The sequence below is a fragment of the Enterobacter sp. WPR_3_1 genome (assembly GCF_003635055.1).
In the GTDB taxonomy this organism is placed as follows: Bacteria; Pseudomonadota; Gammaproteobacteria; order Enterobacterales; family Enterobacteriaceae; genus Enterobacter; species Enterobacter ludwigii.
Genome location: NZ_RBXU01000008.1, coordinates 103,595 through 123,105, shown reverse-complemented (window position 1 = coordinate 123,105; position 19,511 = coordinate 103,595). Strand labels below are relative to the sequence as shown.

General features: G+C 55.9%; 16 protein-coding genes. 10 read left to right on the top strand and 6 right to left on the bottom strand.

The genetic code is table 11. The annotated features are described in order from the left end of the window. Positions 1-36: 36 nt before the first annotated feature. From celB to BJ887_RS02335, 3 genes are read left to right on the top strand one after another with little or no spacing between them, the layout of a single operon-like run. A complete protein-coding gene (celB, locus tag BJ887_RS02345) occupies positions 37-1,356 on the top strand; it encodes a PTS cellobiose transporter subunit IIC (protein ID WP_014171124.1) in 1,320 nt (439 codons plus the stop codon). A gap of 3 nt (positions 1,357-1,359) precedes the next feature. After that, a complete protein-coding gene (locus BJ887_RS02340) occupies positions 1,360-2,319 on the top strand; it encodes a N(4)-(beta-N-acetylglucosaminyl)-L-asparaginase (protein ID WP_113656118.1) in 960 nt (319 codons plus the stop codon). After that, positions 2,316-3,737, top strand: coding sequence for a M17 family metallopeptidase (locus tag BJ887_RS02335; RefSeq protein ID WP_063924712.1), 1,422 nt, complete (start codon positions 2,316-2,318; stop codon positions 3,735-3,737). The genes BJ887_RS02340 and BJ887_RS02335 overlap by 4 nt, the downstream gene beginning before the upstream one ends. A 56-nt stretch (positions 3,738-3,793) precedes the next feature. Here the strand turns inward: BJ887_RS02335 and BJ887_RS02330 are convergent, their stop codons facing one another. From BJ887_RS02330 to BJ887_RS02315, 4 genes are all read right to left on the bottom strand, one after another. Beyond that, positions 3,794-4,495, bottom strand: coding sequence for a DnaA inactivator Hda (locus tag BJ887_RS02330; protein WP_212479862.1), 702 nt, complete (start codon positions 4,493-4,495; stop codon positions 3,794-3,796). A gap of 95 nt (positions 4,496-4,590) precedes the next feature. Further along, positions 4,591-5,880, bottom strand: a complete 1,290-nt coding sequence (gene uraA, locus BJ887_RS02325) for a uracil permease (protein ID WP_014171128.1) — start codon at positions 5,878-5,880, stop codon at positions 4,591-4,593. Between the two features lie 86 nt (positions 5,881-5,966). Further along, positions 5,967-6,593 (bottom strand): uracil phosphoribosyltransferase, encoded by a 627-nt coding sequence (gene upp, locus BJ887_RS02320; protein ID WP_020883061.1) that lies wholly within the window; start codon positions 6,591-6,593, stop codon positions 5,967-5,969. A gap of 165 nt (positions 6,594-6,758) precedes the next feature. Next, positions 6,759-8,189, bottom strand: a complete 1,431-nt coding sequence (locus BJ887_RS02315; RefSeq protein WP_025203484.1) for a 6-phospho-beta-glucosidase — start codon at positions 8,187-8,189, stop codon at positions 6,759-6,761. Between the two features lie 266 nt (positions 8,190-8,455). On the opposite strand from BJ887_RS02315, the gene purM reads away from it, so the two are divergent. The 4 genes from purM (at position 8,456) to ppx (ending at position 13,963) form a co-directional block, all read left to right on the top strand. Further along, positions 8,456-9,493 carry a phosphoribosylformylglycinamidine cyclo-ligase gene (purM, locus tag BJ887_RS02310; RefSeq protein WP_014171131.1) on the top strand — a complete coding sequence of 346 codons (1,038 nt, stop codon included), beginning with the start codon at positions 8,456-8,458 and terminating at the stop codon, positions 9,491-9,493. Next, on the top strand, positions 9,490-10,131 hold the full coding sequence (gene purN / locus BJ887_RS02305; protein WP_014171132.1) for a phosphoribosylglycinamide formyltransferase: 642 nt from the start codon (positions 9,490-9,492) through the stop codon (positions 10,129-10,131). The genes purM and purN overlap by 4 nt, the downstream gene beginning before the upstream one ends. Before the next feature lie 229 nt (positions 10,132-10,360). Beyond that, complete coding sequence (ppk1, locus tag BJ887_RS02300) at positions 10,361-12,421, top strand: polyphosphate kinase 1 (RefSeq protein ID WP_014171133.1); 2,061 nt, start codon at positions 10,361-10,363, stop codon at positions 12,419-12,421. Positions 12,422-12,424: 3 nt separating this feature from the next. After that, the gene (gene ppx / locus BJ887_RS02295; RefSeq protein WP_020883058.1) at positions 12,425-13,963 is read left to right on the top strand and encodes an exopolyphosphatase; all 1,539 of its coding nucleotides are present in this window, start codon (positions 12,425-12,427) and stop codon (positions 13,961-13,963) included. Between the two features lie 4 nt (positions 13,964-13,967). Here the strand turns inward: ppx and BJ887_RS02290 are convergent, their stop codons facing one another. After that, positions 13,968-16,208, bottom strand: coding sequence for an EAL domain-containing protein (locus tag BJ887_RS02290; RefSeq protein WP_078774689.1), 2,241 nt, complete (start codon positions 16,206-16,208; stop codon positions 13,968-13,970). 370 nt (positions 16,209-16,578) lie between these two features. On the opposite strand from BJ887_RS02290, the gene BJ887_RS02285 reads away from it, so the two are divergent. Then, positions 16,579-16,749, top strand: a complete 171-nt coding sequence (locus BJ887_RS02285; RefSeq protein WP_020883056.1) for a YfgG family protein — start codon at positions 16,579-16,581, stop codon at positions 16,747-16,749. Here BJ887_RS02285 and BJ887_RS02280 read toward each other — a convergent pair. Continuing rightward, complete coding sequence (locus BJ887_RS02280; RefSeq protein WP_040018114.1) at positions 16,746-17,636, bottom strand: LysR family transcriptional regulator; 891 nt, start codon at positions 17,634-17,636, stop codon at positions 16,746-16,748. The genes BJ887_RS02285 and BJ887_RS02280 overlap by 4 nt on opposite strands. Positions 17,637-17,733: 97 nt before the next feature. Between BJ887_RS02280 and BJ887_RS02275 the strand changes: the two genes are divergently transcribed. Together BJ887_RS02275 and BJ887_RS02270 are read left to right on the top strand one after the other, a co-directional pair. Continuing rightward, a complete protein-coding gene (locus tag BJ887_RS02275) occupies positions 17,734-18,927 on the top strand; it encodes an MFS transporter (RefSeq protein ID WP_121339159.1) in 1,194 nt (397 codons plus the stop codon). Positions 18,928-19,038: 111 nt separating this feature from the next. Beyond that, entirely contained in the window at positions 19,039-19,506 is a 468-nt protein-coding gene (locus tag BJ887_RS02270; RefSeq protein ID WP_020883054.1) for a DUF6130 family protein, read from the top strand. Positions 19,507-19,511: the final 5 nt, after the last annotated feature.

Below are 19,511 nucleotides of genomic sequence, written 5' to 3'. Positions count from 1 at the left end.
CATAACAACACCCCTCAATCTTGTACGGAGTTCACAATGAACAATGTTCTGGGATTTCTTGAAGCAAAACTGATGCCGCTGGCGGCCAAAACCGCGCAACAGCGGCATCTGGGCGCCATACGCGGGGCCTATGTTTCCTTCATGCCGTTTATCATCGTCGGCTCGATTCTGCTGGTCATCTCCTCTTTTCCGAACCAAACCTATCAGCAGTTTATGTCTCAGGCATTTGGTGAAAGCTGGAGTGCCATCATTGAAATTCCGTTCAACGCGGTGTTCTCAACCATGTCGCTGTTTATCAGCTTCCTGGTGGCGTTTCGCCTGGCTGAACACTACGGCGAAGATCGCATCTCCTGCGGCATTCTGGCTCTGGTCGCCTTTTTAATCCTGACACCTTTTATCAAAGTGGCCGAAAACGGCGGTATCACGGTCATGCCGGTGGAGTGGATTGGCAGCAAAGGGCTGTTCGTGGCGATGATTGGCTCTCTGCTGTGGACGGAGCTGTTCTGCTGGCTGAAGCGCAAAAAGCTGGTCATCAGAATGCCTGATGGCGTGCCGCCGGCGGTGCAGGAATCGTTCGCCGCGCTGATCCCGGCCCTGCTGGTAATGATTCTGGTGCTTATTATCCGCATCATTTTCGAAAACACCCACTACAACACCATTCACCAGTTTATTTACGAGGTGGTCGCCACGCCGGTTCGCCACTACGGGACCTCCTATTTCGGCGCGCTGATGACGGTGTTCAGCATCACCATTCTGTGGTCTGTGGGCATTAACTCAGGCTCAATGATCAACGGCATCATTCGCCCGCTGTGGATGGAGAACCAGACCGATAACATCGCCGCCATCCAGGCGGGTACGACGCCGCCGCACATTATCACCGAACAGTTTTTTGACATGATCTGGATGGGTGGCGCAGGGGCAACGCTCTCGCTGGTGATTGCGATGCTGATTTTTGCCCGCAGCAAAAACATGCGCGAGGTGGCGCGTCTCGGCGCGGGGGCCTCGGTGTTTAACATCAACGAGCCGATTCTGTTTGGTCTGCCGGTTATCATGAACCCCATCATGCTGATCCCGTTCAATCTGGTGCCGCTGGTCCTGGTTACCGTGCAATATGCTGCGATGAAAATGGGTGCCGTCGCTGTGACCACCGGGGTGTTTATCCCCTGGACGTTACCGCCGGTGATCAGCGGGTTTATCGTCACGGGGCATCTCAGCGGCAGCGTGATGCAGCTTATCAACCTGCTGATTGGCGCCATGCTGTATCTGCCTTTCATGCGTATCGTGGATAAACAATACCGCGCCGCGGAGATTGCCACCGTGACGCAAACCGACCCAACCCTTGCAAAACAGGAGTAAAGCATGTGGGGAATTATCGCAACCTGGCGAATGGCGCTTGAAGGGGTCACGGAGTCTGCGTCTGCGCTGGCTGCGGGGAAACCGGTAGCAGAAGCGGTGGTCGATGCCGTTGCTGCCGTCGAGGACTTCCCGTTGTATAAATCCGTCGGCTACGGCGGGCTGCCAACCGAAAATGGCGAAGTCGAACTGGACGCGGCGTATATGGATGGCGATACGCTTGCGTTTGGGGCCGTGGGAGATCTGGTTGATATTGCGAACCCGGTGCGTGTCGCCCATGCGCTAAGCCGCCAGCGCTATAACAGCCTGCTGGTCGGCCAGGGCGCGCGCGAATGGGCGCTGAGTCAGGGGTTTGCCAACAAAACCATGCTTACCGACCGCGCGATGCAGCATTACCGTAAGCGCTGCCGGGAGACGCTGGACAAAGGCTTAAGCCCGTACGATGGGCATGACACCGTCGGGATTATTGGCCTCGACAAAAGGGGGTCGATGAGCGTGGCGACCTCCACCAGCGGTCTGTTTATGAAAAAGCGCGGCCGTATTGGCGACTCGCCGATTATCGGCTCCGGCTTTTACTGCGACAGTGAAACCGGTGCCGCCACCGCCACCGGCGTGGGGGAAGACCTGATGAAAGGCTGCACCAGCTACGAAATTGTTCGCCGCATGGCACAGGGCATGTCACCGCAGCAGGCGGCGGACTCGGTGGTCTTCGAACTGGAAGACAAACTGATGTCGCACTTTGGCCGCGCGGGCGATCTCTCGGTGGTGTGCATGAATAATAAAGGCGAATTCGGCGCCGCAACCAACATCAAAACCTTCTCATTTGTGGTGGCAACGGCCCGCCAGCCTCTCACCGTATTTCGCGCCGAGCGCCTGCGGGAAAAAACGCACTATCAGCCCGTGGATGAGGAATGGATGCAGGCCTATGCCGCGCGGATCCGCGCGCCAGTTGAGGAGTCACAATGATTACCTTTGAGCTTATCACCGCCCTTGCAGACGCAAAGCCCCAGAGTCATCTTATTGCCCGGGCCGCCTGCGCGTTACTGCCGGACACCGCACTCATCGCTGAAATGCGTGAACAAAGCACCGTCGCGGATACCCGCTTTGGCTGTGCTCCGTTTGCCAGAATCACGCTGCTGCCGGATGCGCTCTGGCAGGACAGTCTGACAGAAGGGTTACTCACCGCCCTCCGTCCACTGCTGGCAGCCCCGGTCAGCGCCGATGTGGTACTGGATGTCACGGATATTGACGAGGTGGTACTGACGCAGGTTCTGCGTTTTCTCTTTAACCAGGCGCATGACCTTCGCGATCTGCAGCTTAAGAAAACCGATGGCAAAAGCGTTCGCCTTCGCCATGTCACCGCCCTGTGTCATCCGCAACAGCGTGAAAGGCTGGACGCTCTCTTCCAGCAACAGCAGGCCATTGCCCGAGGAATGGTCGCCGCGCGACGTCTGGCGGATATGCCGTCCGATCGCTGTACGCCGCAGTATGTCGTCGACGAAGCGCAAAAGCTGTGCGCCGCCTTCCCCGCCCTGCGGTGTGAAGTGCTTGATGAGAAGCAAATTATTGAACAGGGACTGGGGCTTCTGCATGCCGTCGGTAAAGGCGCGACCTGTCCACCGCGGCTGCTGGCCATTCACTATAACGGCATCGCTGATGGCCCGGTACGCTGTTACGTGGGCAAAGGCATAACGTTTGATACCGGTGGCCTGTGGCTGAAGGAAGGCGCGGGCATGTACACCATGAAATATGACATGTGCGGGGCAGCGAACGTGCTCGGGTTGATGCTGAGCGTGGCAGAACTCGGCCTGCCGGTTCGTATTATGGGCGTACTGGCGCTGGCGGAAAACGCCATAGGACCGGATGCAATGCAGCCGGGCACGGTGGCCAACGCCTGCAACGGTATCACGGTTGAAATCAACAATACCGATGCCGAAGGCCGGCTGGTACTGGCGGATGCGATCGCCTGGGCCAGCCAGCGTCATCCGCAGGCTCGCTATATTATTGATATGGCGACTTTAACCGGTGCCGTCGTGAAAGCGCTGGGGTACGAGCTGAGTGGGTTAATGACGCAGGACGAAGCGCTGCGTCAGGCGCTCACCCACGCGGGGAAACGGAGCGGTGATGAGGTGTGGTCCCTGCCGCTGGATGCACGGTTAAAAAAACAGACCGACAGCGCCATCGCCGACCTGTGCAATACCCCACCCAATAATGCGGCGATCAGCGCATCGGCGGCCTGGCTGTTACACCATTTTTGCCCGCCGACCATTCCTTGGGCCCATCTGGATATTAGCGGCACGGCGCTGTGGCGTGAAAACGGAAAAAGCGTGGCCTCGGGCAGACCCATTCCACTTCTGGTTGAGCATTTGCTGGAAGACAGGTGAGTTTTAGCCAGTGGCACTGGTTCTCCCTCTGCGCCAGGCAGAGGGAGAAAAGCGCATCACAGCTTCAGAATATCTTTCACAAAAGGAATGGTCAGCTTGCGCTGCGCGGTAATCGAGGCGCGATCGAGCTGATCGAGCGTATCAAAGAGCGTGCGCATTTCCCGGTCCAGGCGCTTGAGCAGGAAACGCCCCACGTCTTCCGGGAGTTCAAAGCCGCGCAATCTTGCGCGCAGCTGTAACGCCTGAAGTTTGTCTTCATCCGACAGCGGCTGCAGCTTGTAGATTTGCCCCCAGTCCAGACGGGAAGCCAGATCCGGCAGCCCCAGATTCAGCTGGCGCGGCGGACGATCGCCGGTGATCAGCAGCCGGGTTTTCCCCGACTCCAGAATGCGGTTATAGAGGTTAAAGATCGCCATTTCCCATGGCTCATCCCCCGCCACACATTCGATATTATCGATGCAGACCAGTGAGAGATGTTCCATTCCCTCCATGACTTCAGGCACAAACCAGGTACGTTTATCCAGCGGCACATAGCCTACCGCATCACCCCGCGCGGAAAGCTCCGCACAGGCGGCATGCAACAGGTGGCTGCGCCCCGCGCCTTCGCGTGACCAGATATAGATGTATCCGCTGTGTTCCTGACGCAGCACGTTTTGCAGTGCAGCCAGTAAAGAGGGGTTATCACCCGGCCAGAAACTCGCAAAAGTTTCGTCGTCAGGGAGATAGAGTGGCAGAGAGAGCTGTGCCGGTCCGTTCAGAAGTACCTCAACCAGATCTTACATAAAATCGGCGGTGAGTTTAGCACGGAACGTGCAAGGAGAGAACCGGGCGGATCGTCCGCCCGGTTTTACGATCAATGTGACGCTTTTTCGCTGTCTTCGGCATCCAGCACCACTTCTTCCGGGCGCAGGACGGAGATCAGTTTGAAGATCAGGCTCAGGCCCACACCCACGATGGTCGCGAGCGCCATGCCTTTCAGTTCAGCCGCACCGATGTGCACCTTCGCGCCGCTCACGCCGATGATCAGGATCACGGAGGTGAGGATCAGGTTTTGCGCTTTGCTGTAGTCCACTTTGGATTCAATCAGCACGCGAATACCGGACGCGCCGATCACACCGTACAGCAGCAGAGAGACGCCTCCCATTACCGGTACCGGAATGATCTGGATAGCCGCCGCCAGTTTGCCCACGCAGGAGAGCAGGATGGCGATGATTGCCGCGCCGCCAATGACCCAGGTACTGTAGACACGGGTAATCGCCATCACGCCGATGTTCTCACCGTAGGTGGTGTTAGGCGTAGAACCAAAGAAACCGGAGATAATGGTAGAGAGGCCGTTGGCAAACATCGAGCGGTGCAGACCCGGGTCGCGGATCAGGTCACGTTTAACGATGTTTGCCGTCACCACCAGGTGACCTACGTGCTCAGCAATAACCACCAGCGCCGCGGGCAGGATCGTGAAAATGGCAAACCATTCAAAGCGCGGGGTATAGAAGGTTGGCAGTGCGAACCAGTGCGCTTCAGCAATAGGCGTGGTATCAACAACGCCCATCACGAAGGAGAGCGCGTACCCCGCCAGCACACCGATCAGGATCGGGATAATCGCCATAAAACCGCGGAACAGCACGGAACCAAATACCGTTACGCCCAGTGTCACCATCGAGATGATGATAGTTTTGGAATCCGGTGACTGCCCGTCAGCAGGCAGCAGGCCGGCCATATTGGCCGCTACGCCCGCCAGCTCCAGACCGATGACGGCGACAATGGCCCCCATTGCGGCAGGCGGGAACATAACGTCCAGCCAGCCGGTACCGGCCTTCTTCACAATGAAAGAGACCAGGCAGAACAGGACGCCACACATAATGAAGCCGCCCAGCGCCACTTCATACCCCAGCGGCAGCAACAGCAGAACCGGTGAAATAAAGGCGAAGCTTGAGCCGAGATAGGCAGGGATTTTGCCTTTACAGATAAAGAGGTAAAGCAGCGTACCCACACCGTTGAACAACAGCACGGTAGCCGGGTTAATGTGAAACAGGATTGGCACCAGCACGGTTGCGCCAAACATGGCGAACAGGTGCTGCAGACTAAGCGGGATTGTCTGTAAAAGCGGCGGTCTTTCACTCACCCCGATAGCACGGCGCGTCATAGTGTTTTCCTCTGAGTAGTATTGTTGTTGGCGTTTTATTCAAAAAAAAGCCGACTATCAAAGTCGGCTTCATTATCGTTATTCGATTATTTAGTACCAAAAATCTTATCGCCGGCATCGCCAAGCCCCGGGATGATGTACCCGTGCTCATTCAGCCCCTGGTCGATAGACGCGGTATAGAGTTCGATGTCCGGGTGCGCTTTTTCCAGCGCCGCGATACCTTCTGGTGCAGCAACCAGCACCAGCACTTTGATGCTGCTGCAACCGGCTTTTTTCAGCAGGTCGATGGTGGCAATCATTGAACCGCCGGTCGCCAGCATCGGGTCAACCACCAGGGCCATACGCTCGTCGATGTTAGACACCAGCTTCTGGAAGTACGGTACCGGCTCCAGGGTCTCTTCGTCGCGGTAGACCCCGACCACGCTGATGCGCGCGCTTGGCACGTGCTCCAGCACGCCTTCCATCATGCCGAGGCCGGCACGCAGGATGGGCACAACGGTAATTTTCTTACCTTTGATCTGCTCAACCTGAACCGGGCCGTTCCAGCCCTCGATGGTCACTTTTTCCGTTTCCAGGTCAGAGGTCGCTTCATAGGTCAGCAGGCTGCCGACTTCAGAAGCCAGTTCGCGAAAACGCTTCGTGCTGATGTCATGCTCACGCATCAGGCCCAGCTTGTGTTTAACGAGTGGGTGCTTCACTTCCACAATCTTCATTCTCTTTCTCCTCTGAGGGGGCAACCGCAAAAAAATCGCGGGATTATACCGCTTTTTTCGGATTGCACCATACCCAACTTGCTTGACGTACATCAAGCAAAGTGTTTTAGAGGCAAAAAAGCCGGAGGGCAAGCTCCGGCTTTTTGCGTTTTTACTCTGCTGGAATTAAAGAGTGTCGCCGTTGCTGGCTATCACCTGCTTATACCAGTCAAACGACTTCTTCTTACTGCGGTTCAGGGTACCGTTACCTTCATTGTCTTTGTCGACAAAGATAAAGCCGTAGCGTTTTTTCATTTCACCCGTTCCGGCAGACACCAGGTCGATACAGCCCCACGGGGTATACCCCATCAGATCAACGCCATCTTCGACCACCGCTTTTTTCATTTCGCGGATGTGCGCGGCAAGGTAATCAATACGGTACTGGTCATTCACCGAACCGTCGCTCTCCTGCACGTCGATGGCGCCAAAGCCGTTCTCCACGATGAACAGGGGCAACTGATAGTGATCCCAGAACCAGTTCAGGGAGTAACGCAGGCCCACCGGATCAATCTGCCAGCCCCAGTCAGATTTCTGCACGTACGGGTTGGAGACCAGGCTCTTACTTTCGTCGTAATCCAGCTCCGGGTTATCCGCCGTCGCTTTGGTGGCGAAAGACATGTAATAGCTAAAGCCAATGTAATCGACACACCCCTGCATCAGCGCCGCGTTATCTTCTTCTGTGATATCCAGCGTGAAACCGCGACGAGCAAAGTAGTTAAGCAGATGCTGTGGGTACTTGCCGCGCACGTGGACATCGGTGAACCAGTAGCGACGGTGCATGGCGTTCATCGCCATCATCATATCGTCCGGGGCACAGGTCAGCGGATAGATTGGACACATGGCAATCATGCAGCCGATCCGCAGCGACGGGTTAATGTCGCGCCCGGCCTTCACCGCCAGGGCGCTGGCCACCAGCTCATAGTGTGCCGCCTGGAACATCACCGGCTCGCGGTCTTCGCCCGGCTCGTACTTCAGACCGGAGTTGGTAAACGGTGCAAAGTCTTCGTGGAAGTTGGCCTGGTTATTGATCTCGTTAAAGGTCATCCAGTACTTCACTTTATGCTGGTAACGTCTGAACACAACCTCCGCAAAGCGAACAAAGAAGTCGATCAGCTTACGGTTACGCCAGCCACCGTATTCGGTGACAAGGTGGAACGGCATCTCGAAATGGGAAAGGGTAATAACCGGCTCGATGCCATACTTCAGGCACTCGTCAAACAGGTCGTCATAGAATTTCAGGCCAGCTTCGTTAGGCTCCAGCTCGTCCCCTTTCGGGAAGATACGCGTCCAGGCGATGGAGGTACGGAAGCATTTGAAGCCCATCTCGGCAAAGAGTTTGATGTCCTCTTTATAGCGATGGTAGAAATCGATGGCTTCATGGTTAGGGTAATTTTTCCCTGGCAGCACGCCGTTGGTGATTTCACGCGGCACGCCGTGCGCGCCGGCGGTCATCACATCGGCAACGCTGATCCCTTTACCGCCCTCGTTCCAGCCCCCTTCCAGCTGATGCGCTGCGACCGCACCGCCCCACAGAAAATCTGCTTTGAATCCAGACATACACTTTCCCTCATTCTGCGTTATTTTCTGCAAAAACAATTACAGAAACCGGTTTCATTCTGATGATGTGCAAAGGGGCTTTCTGTTGCAAGGAGAAAACCGAAACCGGTTTCATTTTCGTGAACAGACTCAACTTTAGGCGCATTCGCAGGGCCTGCTGAAAAAAAAATCCTCTCGCCGAGAATAGGCTCGCAAACGTTTGCCTGGACTGTTAGAATTGCGCCGATTTTTCTTACTAGCTATGCAATCGCGTGGGGACTTGAGCCGTGACCAACAAAACTTCTCTCAGCTACAAAGATGCCGGTGTTGATATTGACGCAGGTAATGCGCTGGTTGACCGAATCAAAGGTGTGGTGAAAAAAACCCGCCGCCCGGAAGTGATGGGTGGTCTGGGTGGATTCGGCGCACTGTGCGCACTGCCGCAAAAATATCGTGAACCTGTTCTGGTCTCGGGTACTGATGGTGTAGGGACGAAACTGCGCCTGGCGATGGATTTAAAACGTCACGACACGATCGGTATCGATCTGGTCGCGATGTGTGTTAACGACCTAGTGGTTCAGGGCGCAGAGCCGCTGTTCTTCCTGGATTACTACGCGACCGGAAAACTGGACGTGGATACCGCAGCAAGCGTCATTAACGGCATTGCCGAAGGGTGTCTGCAGTCTGGCTGTGCGTTGGTCGGTGGTGAAACCGCCGAAATGCCCGGTATGTATCACGGCGAAGATTATGACGTCGCAGGCTTCTGCGTTGGCGTAGTAGAAAAATCAGAAATTATCGACGGCAGTAAAGTGGCTGATGGTGATGTGCTGATCGCGTTGGCCTCCAGCGGCCCGCACTCGAACGGCTACTCTCTGGTGCGTAAAATCCTCGACGTGAGCGGCAGCGATCCACTGACCACCGAGCTTGATGGCAAGCCACTGGCTGACCATCTGCTGGCGCCGACCCGCATCTACGTGAAAAACGTGCTGGAGCTGATCGAGAAGGTTGACGTGCACGCCATTGCCCACCTGACCGGTGGCGGCTTCTGGGAAAACATTCCGCGCGTCCTGCCGGACAACACCCAGGCGGTGATTGACGAATCGTCCTGGCAGTGGCCGTCCGTCTTTAACTGGCTGCAGACTGCGGGCAACGTGAGCTCACACGAGATGTACCGCACCTTTAACTGTGGCGTGGGCATGGTTATCGCGCTGCCAGCAAGCGAAGCGGATAAGGCGATTACGCTGCTGACCGACAAAGGTGAAAACGCGTGGAAAATCGGTATTATCAAAGCATCCGATTCCGAACAGCGTGTGGTCATTGAATGAAAAACATTGTGGTGCTCATTTCCGGTAACGGAAGCAATTTGCAGGCGATAATTGACGCCTGCAAACAGAAGAAAATCAACGGCACCATTCGGGCAGTATTCAGCAATAAGGCCGACGCGTTCGGCCTTGAACGTGCCCGGGAAGAAAACATTCCCGCGCACGCGCTGGAAGCCAGCCAGTTCTCCGGACGTGAAGCGTTTGACCGGGAACTGGTTCAGGAGATTGATGCCTACGCGCCTGACGTTGTCGTGCTGGCGGGGTATATGCGTATCCTGAGCCCGGCCTTTGTCGGGCACTACGCTGGTCGTCTGCTGAATATCCACCCTTCCCTCCTGCCGAAGTATCCCGGCCTGCACACCCATCGTCAGGTTCTGGAAAACGGCGATGAGGAGCACGGTACCTCCGTGCATTTCGTTACCGACGAGCTGGACGGCGGGCCGGTGATCCTGCAGGCAAAGGTGCCGGTCTTTGAAGGTGACAGCGAAGACGACGTTACCGAACGCGTGCAGACGCAGGAACACGCCATTTATCCTCTGGTGGTAAGCTGGTTTGTTGACGGGCGTCTTCAGATGCGCGACGGTGCCGCCTGGCTGGACGGCGTCAGGCTCCCTGCACAGGGTTATGCCGCTGACGAGTAGTTTGTTTGATGTGCCCGGCGGCGCGACGCCTGCACGGGCCTGTGGTCTTCACTGTCGGGTGAGCACCGCGCTTCCCGACATGCCCTTCCCCCAACCCTCTAAAATCCCCCAGAAAAAAAATAACTGTCATACTTTTCTGGCACTGTTGGACATATCGTGGAAATGCTCGCCATAATAAGGACGAGACGGATTTACCACGTCCTGTGATTGAACTGGAGTGTGAGCTGTAATGGGTCAGGAAAAGTTATATATCGAGAAAGAGCTAAGCTGGTTAGCATTCAACGAACGTGTACTCCAGGAAGCGGCAGACAAAAGTAACCCGCTTATCGAGCGTATGCGTTTTCTGGGGATTTACTCCAACAACCTGGATGAGTTCTACAAGGTTCGCTTTGCCGAACTGAAACGGCGAATCATCATCAGCGAAGAACAGGGCTTAAACTCTCACTCGCGCCATCTGCTGGGCAAAATTCAGTCGCGCGTATTGAAAGCCGATCAGGAGTTTGACGGCCTGTATAACGAACTGCTGCTGGAAATGGCACGCAATCAAATCTTCCTGATTAACGAACGTCAGCTTTCTGTTAACCAACAAACCTGGCTGCGCCACTATTTCAAACATTACCTGCGCCAGCACATTACCCCTATTCTGATCAACCGCGAAACCGATCTGGTGCAGTTCCTGAAAGATGACTACACCTACCTCGCGGTGGAAATTATTCGTGGCGACACGATTCGTTACGCATTGCTTGAGATCCCGTCCGATAAGGTGCCGCGCTTTGTGAACCTGCCGCCGGAAACCCCGCGCAGACGCAAGCCAATGATCCTGCTCGATAATATCCTGCGTTACTGCCTGGACGACATCTTCAAGGGCTTCTTCGATTACGACGCGTTAAACGCCTACTCCATGAAGATGACCCGTGACGCCGAATACGATCTGGTGCACGAGATGGAAGCCAGCCTGATGGAGCTGATGTCATCCAGCCTGAAACAGCGCCTGACGGCGGAGCCGGTGCGCTTTGTTTATCAGCGCGATATGCCAGATGCCATGGTGGAAATGCTGCGCGACAAGCTGACCATTTCTCGCTATGACTCCATCGTGCCGGGCGGTCGTTACCATAACTTTAAAGACTTTATTGGCTTCCCGAACGTCGGCAAGGCCAATCTGGTGAACAAACCGCTGCCGCGTCTGCGCCATCTCTGGTTCGATAAATTCCGCAACGGTTTCGACGCCATTCGCGAGCGCGATGTCCTGCTCTACTATCCGTATCATACGTTTGAACACGTGCTGGAACTGCTGCGTCAGGCTTCGTTCGACCCGAACGTACTGGCGATCAAAATCAACATCTACCGTGTGGCAAAAGATTCCCGCATCATCGACGCGATGATCCATGCGGCGCACAACGGCAAAAAAGTGACCGTGGTGGTTGAGCTGCAGGCGCGCTTCGATGAAGAGGCAAACATTCACTGGGCGCGCCGTCTGACGGAAGCCGGTGTCCACGTTATCTTCTCAGCACCTGGGCTGAAAATTCACGCCAAGCTGTTCCTTATCTCCCGTAAAGAGGGGGAGGACGTGGTGCGTTATGCCCACATCGGGACCGGGAACTTTAACGAAAAAACCGCGCGAATTTATACCGACTACTCGCTGCTGACTGCCGATGCACGCATCACTAACGAGGTTCGCCGGGTGTTCAACTTTATTGAGAACCCGTACCGCCCGGTCAGCTTCGATTATCTGCTGGTCTCGCCGCAGAACTCACGCCGCTTGCTGTACGACATGATCGATAAAGAGATCGCCAATGCCCAGAAAGGGCTGTCGTCGGGCATTACGCTGAAACTCAACAACCTGGTCGACAAAGGACTGGTGGATCGTCTGTATGCGGCGTCCAGCTCCGGCGTTCCGGTCAATCTGCTGATACGCGGTATGTGCTCACTGATCCCTGAACTCGAAGGCATTAGCGACAATATTCGCGTGATCAGCATTGTTGACCGCTACCTGGAACACGATCGGGTCTATATTTTCGATAATGCGGGTGATAAACAGGTCTATCTCTCTTCTGCAGACTGGATGACGCGCAATATTGACTACCGAATTGAAGTCGCGACACCGCTCCTGGATCCGCGGCTGAAGCAGCAGATCCTCGATATCATCGAGATTCTGTTCAGCGATACGGTGAAAGCACGCTATATCGACAAAGAACTCAGTAACCGCTATGTACCGCGCGGCAATCGCCGTAAAGTGCGGTCGCAACTGGCGATTTACGACTATATCAAATCACTCGAGCAACCCGATTAACCTATGCCGATAAATGATAAGACCCCACGCCCGCAGGAATTCGCCGCGGTCGATCTTGGTTCTAACAGTTTCCACATGGTCATCGCCCGTGAGGTGGATGGCGCGTTGCAGATCATCGGTCGTCTGAAGCAGCGTGTACACCTGGCGGATGGTCTTGATGAGCGCAGCATGCTCAGCGAAGAGGCAATGGAGCGAGGCTTAAACTGCCTGTCGCTGTTTGCTGAACGCCTGCAGGGCTTCTCACCCTCCAGCGTATGCATTGTAGGCACCCACACGTTGCGCCAGGCGCTGAACGCGCCTGAATTCCTCAAGCGGGCCGAAAAAGTGATCCCCTACCCCATTGAGATCATCTCCGGTAACGAGGAAGCCCGTCTGATTTTCATGGGTGTTGAACACACTCAGCCGGAAAAAGGACGCAAGCTGGTCATCGACATCGGCGGCGGCTCTACAGAACTGGTGATCGGCGAAGATTTTGAGCCGCGTCTGGTCGAAAGCCGTCGTATGGGCTGCGTCAGCTTTGCGCAGATGTATTTCCCGGGTGGCGCAATCAGCCGCGAAAACTTCCAGCGCGCGCGCATGGCCGCTATCCAGAAACTGGAGAACCTGGCCTGGCAGTACCGTATTCAGGGCTGGAACGTAGCGCTGGGCGCATCGGGCACCATCAAAGCGGCACATGAAGTGCTGCTGGCGATGGGTGAAAAAGATGGGTTTATCACCCCAGAGCGCCTGACCTTGCTGACCGAAGAGGTGCTGAAACATAAAAGCTTTGACGCCTTAAGCCTGCCGGGTCTTTCCGACGAGCGCAAAGCGGTATTCGTACCGGGGCTGGCTATCCTGTGCGGCGTATTTGATGCGCTGGCAATTAAAGAGCTGCGTCTTTCCGACGGCGCGCTGCGTGAAGGTGTGCTGTATGAAATGGAAGGCCGTTTCCGCCATCAGGATATTCGTAGCCGCACCGCACAAAGCCTGGCAAACCAGTACAATATCGACCGCGAACAGGCGAAGCGCGTGCTGGAAACAACCGTTCAGATATACGACCAGTGGCAGGAGCAGAACCCTAAACTGGCGCATCCGCAGCTTGCCGCCCTGCTGAAATGGGCAGCGATGCTGCACGAAGTGGGACTGAATATTAACCACAGCGGAATGCACCGCCACTCAGCCTATATCCTGCAAAACAGCGATCTGCCTGGCTTCAACCAGGAGCAGCAAACCATGATGGCGACCCTGGTGCGCTACCATCGTAAAGCCATCAAGCTTGACGATCTGCCGCGCTTCACGCTGTTTAAGAAGAAGCAATTCCTGCCGCTTATTCAGCTGCTGCGTCTCGGCGTCCTGCTCAATAACCAGCGTCAGGCCACGACCACCCCGCCCACGCTGAAGCTCAAAACGGATGACAACCACTGGACCCTGAGCTTCCCGCCAGACTGGTTTAGCCAGAATGCGCTGGTGCTGCTGGATCTGGAAAAAGAACAGCAGTACTGGGAAGCGGTCACCGGCTGGCTACTCAAAATCGAAGAAGAGAGCTCAGACGTCGCGGCGTAACCCCTCAGGCCTCGACCGGCGACGCCTCTGCTTCCAGCAGTGACTCAAGCGCCACCGGTCTGCCAATCAGATAACCCTGTACATAATCGATACCTAGCGCGTGAACCGCGCTACGTATCTCTTCTGTTTCGACATACTCCGCGACCACCAGCATTTTCTTCATTCGCGCCAGATGGCAAATCGAGGCCACTATCTGATAGTCCAGACTGTTGTTGACGATATTGCGGATAAAGCTTCCGTCTATCTTAAGGATATCGGCGTCCACGCTTTTCAGCCGCGCGTAGCTCGCATAGCCGGTACCGAAATCATCAATCGCAATGCGTACCCCCATTTTTTGCAACTTCCTGAGGGTATGTAACGCCTGCTCACCACTGCCGAAGGTGCTGCACTCGGTCACTTCAAATATCAGCTGCCAGGGTTCGACGGCGTATTTCGCCAGCAGACGACTCACCTCAGCCGGGAACTGCGCACGGCACACGGTGGAAGGGCCCAGATTAATGGCAAAACGCTGGCCGGGCAGATGTACCCGATGCTCTGCCAGGAAGCGTAGCGTGTTCTCCAGTACCCACAAATCAACCCGCGACGACAGGCCAAACTCCTGGGCGACGGGCAGGAATTGCAAGGGAGAGAGCAACGCCCCGTTTGCATCCGACATCCGCAGCAACACCTCGTGGTAGCAATCGCCCCGCACGCCGCAAACCGGCTGGACCAGCAGAGTAAACGCGTTACTGTCGAGCGCACTTTGCAGACGGCTCATCATCGCAACCTTGTCCTTCAGGCTACGCTGGAGATGGACAGCACCGCGCTGCTGCAGATTTTCCGGATGGTTGGTCGAAATCGACAGATCGGCAATTACCCCCAGTTCACCGAGGACCAGATAGAGATGGGTCACCGGTGAGCGCACATAGCAGTAGCTCACGCCCACCTGAGGCTGCAGCGGCATCCCATCCCAGACAAAGCGGAACTGTTTAATATGCTCGTCCAGCGCCTCAATGCGTTGCTGGTGCGATTCCGCGTTAAGGCGAACCGCCAGGTCACAGCCGGTGAGGTGATAGACCCGCTCACTGGGCTGCAAGGTGCCATTGACCCACTGCGCCAGCTGCTGTTTATACAGGATCCGCAACAACACTCCGTAATTTCGGCCCAGCACCTCCAGCTCCGGAATGCGCAGCAGACAGAGCGCCGACCACGGGTTTTTGGCAAGATCGCGCGACAAGGCCCGCAGGTTCGGCATATGGACAACCGGGTCGAGTAGCGCCAGCCTGCGGGAACGTTTATTCGCGGCGCGCTGGCAGGTGGCCAGCATCGACATGTAAATCACCACAAACGAAAAGACCAGATAGCTGGAAGAGGTAATTGCCAGCTGAATGTCATACCCGGACTGTTGAGGGATATAGCGGTAAAAATAGTGAATAGACACCAGCAGCACCGGGGTCCAGATAAGCGACATCAGCTTATAGCCAAACCGCATCGCTCCCCAGAGCATCACCGGCATCAGCAACGACAGGGTGTAGTTGGTGGTGAAAATCGAGCTGTTTTCGTTCATCGGGAGCAGCAGCAGGGTAAGCAGCCCGCCAAGCGCAATGGCCCACAGCAGAAATTCAATGACCGTCACCTTTTTGTCTATCTGCATTCGCACCTGCGAGACAAGACTTCTGATATACCGCGGATGGCGAATCAGACGGATCAGTAAATAGCTTAACGGCACGCCCGTCAGCCCGCTGACCAGCAGCGTCTGATAGTTAATCAGCGTGCGAATATTAAGCGGGGTCAACCCCTCCAGGCTCTGACGGCTCTCATACACACCCAGATAGAGGGCAAACTGAAACAGCAGCAGAAACAGCGTCGCGGGGCAAAAGGCCTGCCAGAAGATACGCTGCGCCATCAGTCTGACATCCCCGTAAGCCGTCATGCTGCGTCTGGGCGCAAACACCCGATACCCTCCCCAGCTGAGCACAACAGGGACAATAAAATGAAAAATGCCGGCGATGGTTTCGAACAACCCAACCGACGGGTAGTAGCGGATGAACAGTGACAATACGATGCCGGGAAGCGCTTCCAGACCAAAAAACATCATCACCGAAAGCAGAAAGGAGAGAGGTAAATAATAGAGTGCCACCAGACCATCGCCCAATCGGGTAAAGGTATTGGCAACGCTTAATACAGGCAGTAAACCCACCGGTAAAATAAGCGGTAAAGCCCACCAGCGGTCTTTATTGTTTTTCAGGAAAGAAATAATGTTCATAGATGCCCGTTTAAACCCCTTTCGCTCCAGAGGGAAATGAAGACAGGCATCCAACCTGACGTACCTGCCGCCCGACAACGTGCGGGGCGAACAGTATGGAGGTGGGATTTTAAATACCAGGCCAGGGAAACCGTTGACTTAAATCAAACTAATTTACTCAAACGATCCTTTCTTACATTTTTTTTGAAATAGTTTTCTTCATATTATCAATATGGTAAATGCAATTATTAATTTCAATAACATTAATTAATGTAACTATTGACGGTTATTTACACATTTGCGAATTGACCCTCTCTTCCCGCTGTGCCTTAATATCCCTGTCGCCCAAAAGGGCATGCCCAGGAAAAACACAGTGAGTCAGGCCACGCGTATGCGAAAACGACATCAGTTCAACACCCGGATGACCCGCATCATACTGCTTATCAGCTTCCTGTTTTTCTTCGGCCGCTTCGTTTACTCCTCTATTGGCGCCTGGTATCACCATCAGGACAAGGCCCAGTCACAGCAATCCAGCCTGACCGTTGATTCAGCCGATCGCTAACGCGTCGAAGGATTTTGTAATATCCGAATTATCCCTGCTATTCCTTTGCTCAGGATTTTATCCTGGCGCATCACCACAGCCAGCTGTCGCTGCAGCACGGGGGTGAGCGACATCACGCATAGCCCTTCGCGGTCAGCCGCCAGGTCTACGGCCATACGCGGCACGATACTGTAGCCAAGCCCCGCACGTACCATCCGCTTGATCGCCTCGATGCTGCCCAGCTGCATCACCGGCGTGAGGATTCGCCCCTCGGCCGCAAACCAGCCGTCGATCAGCGCCCGGGTGCCGCTGCCTGATTCAAAAGCAATGAATGGCTGCGCGTGCAACGCAGCGGGCGTCAACGGCTGAAAACCGTCCTGCTGGTCCAGCGACGCGATAAAAACAAACTCTTCGTCCATCACCGGCGTAACGTCGAGCGCTCTTCCGCTCACCGGTAACGTCACCAGCCCCATATCAAGACGGTTTTCTTCAATTGCCCGGACGATGTCGAGCGTATTGCCGGTCGTCACGCCCACTCTGAGAAGCGGATAGTCACGTCCGAGCTGCTGTAACAGCGGCGGCAGAAGATGAATGCAGGCCGTTGCGCCCGTACCAAGCGTAATGGTGCCACTCACGTCGTGGCTGAACTCACTCACGGACCGAATGGCTTCATCCACCGCCTGCTGAATACGCTCCCCGTGCACCAGCAACGCCTGCCCGGCAGCCGTGGGTTTGATACCCCGCCCGGTACGCTCTACCAGCCGGGTTTGCAGAAACTGCTCCAGCTGGCGGATTTGCAGGCTGACGGCCGGCTGGGAAATGCCCAGCAGGTCCGCCGCCGCGGAAAAACTGCCGCGCTGGATAACCAGACGGAACGTCGCGAGATAGCCCAGGTTGAGCGTTGTCATTCAAAGTTTCTCTTATACAGCGCATAAGGTGACTGACCTGCCAGCACAATAGCGCGCTCGCTATGCTCAGGACAACTGCATAACGGAATGAAAAACAATGAAAACACCTGCCCTTCCCCGTCACCTCGCCCTCCGGGCAGGTTGTCATCAGCTTATCAACTGGGGGATCTCGTTTTATATGCCCGGGACCTTTGCCCAGGCCATTGTGGCCGACCGGGGGTGGTCATCACCGCAGCTCTACCTCGGCCTGACGCTGGCGATGCTGGTAATGGCGATGGTCTCCCCTTTTGTCGCCCGACTGCTGGCGTACGCTGGCGGGCAGAACGTGGTGATGAGCGGAACGTTACTGATTGCTGCAAGCTGCGCGGGCATGGCATATACGCAGACGCTGTTCGGCTGGTACGGTGCCTGGCTGGTTGCCGGTATCGGGATGCGGCTGTCGCTGTATGATGCGCTGTTCGCCGCGCTGGTGAACCTGTACGGCCAGCAGGCACGCAGAACGATCTCGCGCATCACGCTCGCAGGCGGGCTGGCCTCAGCGGTTTTTTGGCCGCTGGGTGAGGGGCTGCTGAAAGTGATGAGCTGGCAACACGCATTGCAGATCTACGCCCTCTTTGGCCTTCTGAGTGCGGTGCTGATTCGCACGCTTCCCCACCAGCGGCTGGCGGCCCCCCCGCACGTTACCGCGCCGCCCGTGCGCGAGGAACGGCGTAACGGCTGGCGGTATGCCACGTTTATTGCCCTCATGACCTTTGTCTCTAACGGCACGTCCACCCATCTGCCAGAGTTCATTGCCAGTTTTGGCCTGCCGGTCGCCATCGGCATGCTGTGGGGAGTTGGCCAGACGGGCGCACGCGCCACGGAGGTGCTGGCGGGTGCACGCTTAACCCCGCTCAACCTCACGCTCCTGACCGCCCTCGCCATGCCGCTCTGCTTTGTTATCGGGTTAAGCAGCTCGCTGTTTGTCGGGTGTGCCGCCGGTTTTGTGCTGGGCTACGGCGCCATCAACGGGCTGATGACGATAGTAAAAGCCACCCTGCCGCTGACGCTTTTCAGCGCCGAAAGCTATGCCCGCCGTACCGGCATGCTGCTCATTCCCGCACAGCTTATGGCCGCGGCATCGCCGTTTGCCTATGCATGGCTAAATAAAACGCTGGGGATCGCCGGCGCAATGTGGGTTTCCACCGCGCTGACGCTGGTGATTGCCGGGCTGGCGATAGCGATTGTGCGCAGTGCCGACCCCGCGCGAAATGATGAAATGTATCCCACTGTATCCGGAGCGCCACGCTGACAAGCCGGTACAAAACGCCGTTCCCCGCAAACATCCCGGATACATAAAAATGGTTTTCTGTGTCTGTCATTGTTTAAAACCGAATTTGAAACCGATTGAGGAGAGACTCAGATGATCCGTCGTTATTTACTGCTCCCTGCACTTGTTCTGGCGTCAGCAACCTGCTCCTGGGCCGCACCGCTGGATAACCTCAGCGCTGCCGACGTCAACGGCCCTGCCGCTGTTGCCCCGCTGGAACGTCCACAGCCGGCCGCTAAGCTGATTGTCGATCCACCGCTTGCCGGCCCGCTGAGCAAAGGGGCGGTCTTTATTCAATACCGGGCTGAAAACCTGCGCATCGAGCCGGTATTCGGGCCCGATGCGCTGAAGGTCACGCCACGTATCGGCCATATCCATGTCGTGGTCGATGACGCCCCCTGGCACTGGGCCGATACCAGCGGAGAGCCAATCATTCTGGTTGGGTTACCCGCCGGGAAGCATAAAGTGACCATAATTCTGGCCGACCCCACGCATAAACCCATCGACCATAAAACCATTGAATTCACCGTACCGCCTCACGCAACGGTCCATCATTTTTAAGGAGC